This is a genomic window from Pseudomonas sp. NPDC098747, assembly GCF_044760045.1.
Taxonomy (GTDB): domain Bacteria; phylum Pseudomonadota; class Gammaproteobacteria; order Pseudomonadales; family Pseudomonadaceae; genus Aquipseudomonas.
Genome location: NZ_JBIWAL010000071.1, coordinates 1 through 7,202, shown reverse-complemented (window position 1 = coordinate 7,202; position 7,202 = coordinate 1). Strand labels below are relative to the sequence as shown.

At 60.6% G+C, this 7,202-nt stretch carries 7 protein-coding genes; all 7 read right to left on the bottom strand.

Annotation, left to right across the window (positions count from 1 at the left end; genetic code table 11):
• Positions 1–104 precede the first annotated feature (104 nt).
• The gene (locus tag ACIQVE_RS26440; protein WP_402814193.1) at positions 105–1,439 is read right to left on the bottom strand and encodes an amidohydrolase; all 1,335 of its coding nucleotides are present in this window, start codon (positions 1,437–1,439) and stop codon (positions 105–107) included.
• Between the two features lie 66 nt (positions 1,440–1,505).
• On the bottom strand, positions 1,506–3,659 hold the full coding sequence (locus ACIQVE_RS26435; protein WP_402814190.1) for a mechanosensitive ion channel domain-containing protein: 2,154 nt from the start codon (positions 3,657–3,659) through the stop codon (positions 1,506–1,508).
• Between the two features lie 77 nt (positions 3,660–3,736).
• Positions 3,737–3,913: a hypothetical protein gene (locus ACIQVE_RS26430; RefSeq protein WP_162835980.1), complete on the bottom strand. Its 177-nt coding sequence runs from the start codon at positions 3,911–3,913 to the stop codon at positions 3,737–3,739.
• A 198-nt stretch (positions 3,914–4,111) separates the two neighbouring features.
• Positions 4,112–5,401 (bottom strand): M18 family aminopeptidase, encoded by a 1,290-nt coding sequence (locus ACIQVE_RS26425; RefSeq protein WP_402814188.1) that lies wholly within the window; start codon positions 5,399–5,401, stop codon positions 4,112–4,114.
• Between the two features lie 179 nt (positions 5,402–5,580).
• Positions 5,581–6,216 carry an RluA family pseudouridine synthase gene (locus tag ACIQVE_RS26420; protein ID WP_034151766.1) on the bottom strand — a complete coding sequence of 212 codons (636 nt, stop codon included), beginning with the start codon at positions 6,214–6,216 and terminating at the stop codon, positions 5,581–5,583.
• Between the two features lie 91 nt (positions 6,217–6,307).
• Positions 6,308–6,562 carry a cell division topological specificity factor MinE gene (gene minE / locus ACIQVE_RS26415; RefSeq protein WP_003223146.1) on the bottom strand — a complete coding sequence of 85 codons (255 nt, stop codon included), beginning with the start codon at positions 6,560–6,562 and terminating at the stop codon, positions 6,308–6,310.
• On the bottom strand, positions 6,562–7,202 hold a 641-nt coding region (minD, locus tag ACIQVE_RS26410; protein WP_402814184.1), incomplete at its 5' end, for a septum site-determining protein MinD. The genes minD and minE, both read right to left, overlap by 1 nt.

The window sequence follows — 7,202 nt, the reverse complement described above, 5'->3', positions numbered from 1 at the left end:
CCAGCGATGGCGGCCTGACAGCCGACCAGTCTCTGACAGCCTGCCCACAGCTCAATTGTGGGAGCGAGCTTGCTCGCGAAGGCGCCCCCACATTCCCCCAAGCTCTACTTGCCTGCCCCACCATTGGCATACAAATAATCTGTCGCTAACGATGCCAGTGTCCGAACCCCAACAACCAACGCTGACTCGTCCACAAAGAACCCCGGATTATGATTAGGCGCAGCCTTGCTCATGTCCTGATCCCTTGGCGTCACGCCCAGAAATACAAACAATCCCGGCACTTCTTTGGCGAAGAACGAGAAGTCTTCCGCGCCACCTACCAGCGGCGCGTTGACCACATCGTCCTTGGCTGCCCAGCGCAGTGTCGGCAGCATTTTTTCCGTGAGCGCCGGGTTGTTTATCGTCGGGTCGTATTTTTCGATGATGGTGACATCGGCTTTTGCGCCGCCACTTTCAGCAATTTTCTCGACAGTCTGGCGCACATCGGCGTGCAGTTTCTGGCGGATACCGTAGTCGTACGAGCGGATGGTGCCGGTCATGTCGACTGATTCGGGGATGATGTTGTAGCGCGTGCCGCCATTGATGGTGCCGATGCTGACGACTGACGGATAAGACGAAATGTCGGTGCGGCGGCTGACCACGGTTTGCAGGCCGACGATGGTTTGCGCGCCGACGGTGATCGGGTCGATGCCGTCCCACGGGCGCCCTGCGTGGGTTTGTTTGCCGAGGATTTTGATGCGCAGGTCGTCGGAGCTGGCGAGGGTGGCGCCTGGGCGGTAGGCGATCCGGCCGGCGGGGATGCCGGCCCAGACGTGCAGGCCGAAGACGGCGTCGGGTTTCGGTGATTTCATCACGCCTTCCTCCACCATCATTTTTGCGCCCCAAGTGTTTTTGCCGTCGGGGATGAAATCGCTTGGGCCTTCTTCGGCGGGTTGGAAGTAGAACACCACGGTGCCGGGCAGGGTGTCGCGCATGCCTGTGAGAATTTTCGCTGTGCTGAGCAGGATCGCGGTGTGGGCGTCGTGGCCGCAGGCGTGCATGACGTCGACTTCTTTGCCGAGATAGGTGCCTTTGGCTTTTGAGGCGAACGGCAGGTCGGCGACTTCCTTGACCGGCAGGGCGTCCATGTCGGCGCGCAAGGCCACGGTCGGGCCGGGCAGGCCACCCTTGAGGATGGCGACCACACCGGTGCGGGCGACGCCGGTTTTGACTTCCAGGCCCAAGGCTTTCAGTTGTTTGGCGACCAGTTCCGACGTGCGTTTTTCCGTGTTGCCCAGTTCCGGGTGGGCGTGGATGTCGCGGCGGTTTTCCAGCAGTTCGGGTTCGAGCTGTTTAGCCTGTGCGGCGATCTGTTCACGGCTGCTCTCCATCGTGGCCGCGCCGGCGTGGCTGGCGAGCAGGGTGAGCAGAACTGTCTGAGCAATGCGTGTCAGCTGCATCGGGTTTCTCCATGGTTATTGTTTTTCTGGCTTCCCTGCCTGTGACCCAAGTGTCACTGCGAAGTGCTATTCCTTCGGCTGCCCACCACCAGCTGTGATCACCTGCACGCTCATCCTCGGCGTCGCCAAATCCAGCCCAGCCTCATCCAGATGCCGCTTGAGCGACAAGTTGAACGCCCGCGAAACCTCCCACTGTTTGATCGGCGCAGTCTTGAACCGTGCGCGCAGAATCGCGCTGCCGGATTCGAAACTTTCCACGCCTTGAATCTCCAGTGGCGACCAGATGTTGCGGCGTTGCAGGGGATCGGTGCGCATTTTCTGGCCGACGTCGCGCATCAGTTTAATCGCGTCGTCGATTTCCATGTTGTACGGCACTGCCACGCGGAAGATTGCGTAGCCGAATTCCCGTGAGTAGTTTTTGATGCTTTTGATTTCGCTGAACGGGATGGTGTGGACGATGCCGTCGATGTCGCGCAGGCGCACGGTGCGGATGGTCAGGCCTTCGACGGTGCCGAGGTGGCCGCCGACGTCGACGTAGTCGTCGATGGCCAGCGAGTCTTCGATGATGATGAACAGGCCGGTGATCAAGTCCGCGACCAGTGACTGTGCACCGAAACCGATGGCCAGACCGATTACACCGGCACCGGCCAGCAGTGGCGTGACGTTCATGCCCATGTTCGCCAGGGCGACGATCAGCGCGATGATGAAAATCGTCACGAACAACACGTTGCGGATCAGCGGCATCATGGTTTGCGCGCGTGCGTTGGCCAGGCCTTTGCGCGAGCGGGTGAGGGCATGGTGCACGGCGGTGTCGGCGAGGATCCAGATCAGCCAGGAGAAAATCAGCGTGCCGATCAGGCTGAACAGTTTGACGCTGACGTCGTGGCCGTCACCTTCGGCGAAACCGATCAGCGACTGGCCCCACACGCGCAGGCCGAGTTCGATGAACACCAGCCACACGAACAGGTGCGCGAGGGTATAGAAGAAGTTTTTCAGGCGCTCGGAATAGAGTGCGTGGCGTTTCGGCCCGCGTTGCGGTTTGAGTGAGTGACGACGGACGAGGCCGTTGATCACCATGCACAACACCAACAGCACGGTGCAGATCAGCGACTGGCGCAGCGCGGTGCTGGTGTCGCCGGCGGAGACGAAAGTGGCGAACAGCGAGATGCCGACCAGCACCAGCGCCGGCACGTACCAGAAGGTACCGAGGATTTCGATGGTGTCGCTGAGGGCGCGGCGGGTCAGGCGACGGGACAGCGGCTGATTGCGAATCAGGTGCGCGACCGGCCGGCGGAAACGCAGGATGAACAACCCGGTCGACAACGCCGCAAGGACATTGGCGATGGTCGCGGCGGTGTGTGCGAGGTGCACGCCGAGTCCTTCGATCAGCCGTGGGTCGCTAAGGGCTTCACCGAACGCGGCGAAGCTGCCGATCAGCCACAGTGGCCGAAACGCCTGGTGGCGCAGGATGTACAACGCGCGATGGCGGTGCGGACCGTCGAGCAGGGAAAAGGCGATGACGCAGATCGCCGAGAAGCAGGTACCGACCACCAGCGCATAGGCCAGGAGCATCGCCAGGCTTTTGCCCAGCGACGATGGCAGCGCGTAGCTCATGTAAACGGTGATCACCAGGGCGATCAGCCACGGCCCAAGTTTGCGCAAAGCGAAGCGCAACATGTCGAGGGCCTTGGGGTGTTGGGGCAGTTCTTCGGTGAGGCCGAAGCGCATACGTACGCGGTGACCGAGCCAGATCAGCGCGGCGGCGAGCAGGCTCCAGACCATCAGAATCATGGCGAAGGCAAAGATGATCGGCAGCCATTCGCTGGCCGGCAGTATCAGCGCCTTGAACTCATCCTTGGCCAGATCGAACTCGCTGGACCAGCGCGTCACCGGGCTGTCGGCGCCGGAAAACTGTTTCTCGAAATTGGCCAGCGTACCGCCAATCAGGCCGAGCACGCCTTGTTCCGGAGAGGCCTGGGCCTTTTTTGTGGCATCGCGAAGTTTCTTCAGGTCGGTCAGCAACTGCGCGCGTTGCTTGTCGTTTTCCAGCGACTTGATGACTTCGTCGAGGGACTGGCCGAGCGGTTCCTGGGCTTCGGGCTGGGCCTTGCTGGTGTTGAGCAGGCCCGGCAGACCGACCGCGTGGGCGGGCGCCACTGGCAGCAACGTCATCAGGCAGATGAGGAAAATACAGGGCAGAGCAAACAGACGAGCAAACACTAGGCGGTCAACCTCGCAAGGGGCGGATTCGCTGGAGTGTACGAGCCCACCGAAAGCAATGCGAGCCGGGCGCGGATTTATTCGTTGAGTTTGGCGAGGATCTTGTAAACCACGGTGGCGAGGATTGTGAGCATGCCGATCCACATCGCGAACACACCCGCGTTCTTGTCGCGGAAGTTGAAGCCGATGGCCAGCAGGATCATTCCGCAGAGGATGGGAATGAGCATGGCGTGGAAGGAGGACATCGAGATCATGGGGACTGCCTTGTCGAAAAGGGATGATTAAAGTTTAGGTGGGTTTCTGAAGTGGGTGGTGATGTGTATCAGGAATGATCCGGCTCAAAGATGAAATCTTTGTTGTCTGAACTGGCGCATTCGCGAGCAAGCTCGCTCCCACAGGTGGAATGCATTTCAAATTGTGGGAGCGAGCTTGCTCGCGAAGCTTTTCAGCGGTTACGGCAATTCGCGGCAGGCGTAGAACGCGCTCAGCACTTTGACCAGATGGGCCAAGTCATGGCTGCCGCACAGTTCGCGGATCGAGTGCATGGCGAACGTCGGCAGGCCGATGTCGACGGTGCGCACGCCCAGGTGGCTTGCAGTGATCGGGCCGATGGTCGAGCCGCAGCCCATGTCGCTGCGTACAACGAAGCTTTGCACCGGCACTTCTTCGGCCATGCACAGATGACGGAAGAACCCGGCAGTTTCGCTGTTGGTGGCGTAGCGCTGGTTGCTGTTGACCTTGATCACCGGGCCGGCGTTGAGTTTCGGGCCGTGGTTTGCGTCGTGCTTGTCGGCGTAGTTGGGGTGCACGCCGTGGGCGTTGTCGGCCGAAACCAGCAGGGATTTCTGGATGGTGCGGACGAACTCGTCACCTTCAGGCAGCAAGCGACGCAGGGTCTGCTCGAGCATCGGGCCATCGGCACCGCAGGCCGAGCAGGAGCCGACTTCTTCGTGGTCGTTGGCGACCAGCACGCAGGTTTCGTCGGTCTCGACGCTGAGCAGGGCTTGCAGGCCGGCGTAGCACGACAGCAGGTTGTCGAGTCGCGCGCCGGCAATGAAGTCACCGTTCAGGCCAATGACCGCAGCACTTTGCGTGTCGTAGAAGCTCAGCTCGTAATCGAGCACGACGTCGGCGTTGAGGCCGTGTTCGCGGGCCAGTTGGTCAGTGAGCACGGCGCGGAAGTCGACACGCTCGTCACCGGCGAACTGGGCGAGGATCGGCGGCAGTTCAGTTTGAGCATTGATCGCCCAACCCATGTTGGCTTCACGGTTAAGGTGAATGGCCAGGTTGGGGATGATCGCGATGGGTGCCTTGAAGTCGATCAACTGGCTTTCGACTTTGCCATCGCGGCGGAAGGTTACGCGCCCGGCCAGCGACAAGTCGCGGTCGAACCACGGCGCCAGCAGCGCACCGCCGTAGACTTCAACGCCCAGTTGCCAGAAGCCCTGGCGTTGCAGCTCCGGTTGTGGCTTGACCCGCAGACACGGGCTGTCGGTGTGCGCGCCAACCAGACGGATGCCACCGTGCAGCGGCGAGTTGCGGCCCATTTTGATCGCGACGATCGAGGAGTCGTTGCGGGTGACGTAGTAGCGGCCGTTGGCCTCGGTGGTCCATGGCTCGCGCTCGTCGAGGCGCACAAAACCGGCAGCCTCCAGACGTTGCACCAGGCTGGCGGTAGCGTGGAACGGGGTAGGGGAGGCCTTGAGGAAGTCGATCAGGCCTTGGTTCAACTCTTCGCGCATAAGAAGCTCCAGACAGCAATGGGCGGGAGTTTAACGCATTGACCAGGGAATTGAATCTGAACCGGATCCCTGTGGGAGCGAGCTTGCTCGCGAAGCCGCTGTGTCAGTCGACACTTCTGCGCCTGAACCAGCGCATTCGCGAGCAAGCTCGCTCCCACAGTTTCAAATCGCGGTGTCAGTCAGAACGGCGCTGGGCACTCAAAGCGCAGCCGTTCGCCGGTCTGCGGATGGGTGAAGCTGAGCATGCTAGCGTGCAGACACAGGCGCGGCCAGGCGGCCAAGGCCTGTTCGTGGGCGTAGAGACCGTCGCCGAGCAGCGGATGCCCGATCGACAGCATGTGCACGCGCAATTGGTGCGAGCGGCCGGTGATCGGCGTCAGTTCAACGCGGCACCAGTCACCGCAACGCTCCAGCACGCGCCAGAAGGTCAGCGCATGCTTGCCGAATTCGTGATCGACCACATGGCGTGGTTTGGTGGGCGGGTCGTAGCGCAGCGGCAGATCGATGCTGCCACTGTCCAGTTCTGGCTGACCCCAGGCCAGCGCGGTGTAGGCTTTTTCGGTTTCGCGGTCGTGAAACTGGCGGGACAGTTCGCGATGGGTATCGGCGTCTCGGGCGAGCAGAATGATGCCGGAGGTTTCCCAGTCCAGACGGTGGACAATGCGTGCTTCCGGGTAGCCGTTTTCCTGCAAGCGGGTAATCAGGCAGTCCTTATTGTCGTCGGCGCGGCCGGGCACCGAGAGCAACAGGGTCGGTTTGTTGACCACCAGAACGGCGGCGTCCTGATGGATGATGTGGATGTTGGACAACGGCATTAAAACAGCCTCGTAACAAACGCCAACGGCGGCTCAGGGCCATTCCTGTTTCGGAATGGCCCTGAGCCGCCGTGGCGACTGCCGGATCGACTTAACGATCAGGCAGGGTGATGTTGAGTTCCAGAATCGAGCAACTGCCCTGGCTTTCCAGTGCAACATGTACGTCGTCGTTACCGATGTTGACGTACTTGCGGATCACGTCGACCAGTTCCTTCTGCAAGGCTGGCAAGTAATCCGGCGTGCTGCGCTGGCCGCGCTCATGCGCCACGATGATCTGTAGACGCTCTTTCGCTACCGAGGCGGTACTTGGCTTTTTGTTGGCACGAAAGAAGTCAAAAAGGTTCATTACCTACCTCCAAACAGGCGCTCGAAGAATCCCTTCTTCGTAACATCGAGGAAACGATGTTCTTTTTCTTTGCCCAGCAGACGATCGACTGCATCGCTGTAGGCCTGACCGGCATCGCTCTGGTCGTCGAGAATAACCGGGACACCCGAGTTGGAAGCCTTCAGGACAGCCTGGGATTCCGGGATGACACCCAGCAGGGTCACTGCCAGAATTTCCTTCACGTCTTCGACGCCCAACATTTCGCCATCACTGACGCGCTGCGGGTTGTATCGGGTCAGCAGCAGGTGTTCCTTGATCGGCTCTTCGCCTTGTTCGGCACGACGCGATTTGCTGGCCAGGAGGCCGAGCATGCGGTCGGAGTCACGTACCGAGGACACTTCCGGGTTGGTCACGATGATCGCTTCGTCGGCGAAATACATGGCCAGGTGTGCACCTTTTTCGATGCCCGCCGGTGAGTCGCACACCACGAAGTCAAAGTCTGCCTTGAGTTGCATCAGGACTTTTTCCACGCCTTCGACGGTCAGCGCGTCTTTGTCGCGGGTCTGACTGGCGGCCAGTACGTAGAGGTTTTCCAGACGCTTGTCTTTGATCAGAGCCTGTTGCAGGTTGGCTTCGCCGTTGACCACGTTGACGAAGTCAT

Excerpts from the sequence above, each read along its gene's own strand:
- ACIQVE_RS26440 (WP_402814193.1), bottom strand. The coding sequence starts at position 1,439 with ATGCAGCTGACACGCATTGCTCAGACAGTTCTGCTCACCCTGCTCGCC.
- ACIQVE_RS26430 (WP_162835980.1), bottom strand. The coding sequence starts at position 3,913 with ATGATCTCGATGTCCTCCTTCCACGCCATGCTCATTCCCATCCTCTGC.
- ACIQVE_RS26425 (WP_402814188.1), bottom strand. The coding sequence starts at position 5,401 with ATGCGCGAAGAGTTGAACCAAGGCCTGATCGACTTCCTCAAGGCCTCC.
- ACIQVE_RS26420 (WP_034151766.1), bottom strand. The coding sequence starts at position 6,216 with ATGCCGTTGTCCAACATCCACATCATCCATCAGGACGCCGCCGTTCTG.
- minE (WP_003223146.1), bottom strand. The coding sequence starts at position 6,562 with ATGAACCTTTTTGACTTCTTTCGTGCCAACAAAAAGCCAAGTACCGCC.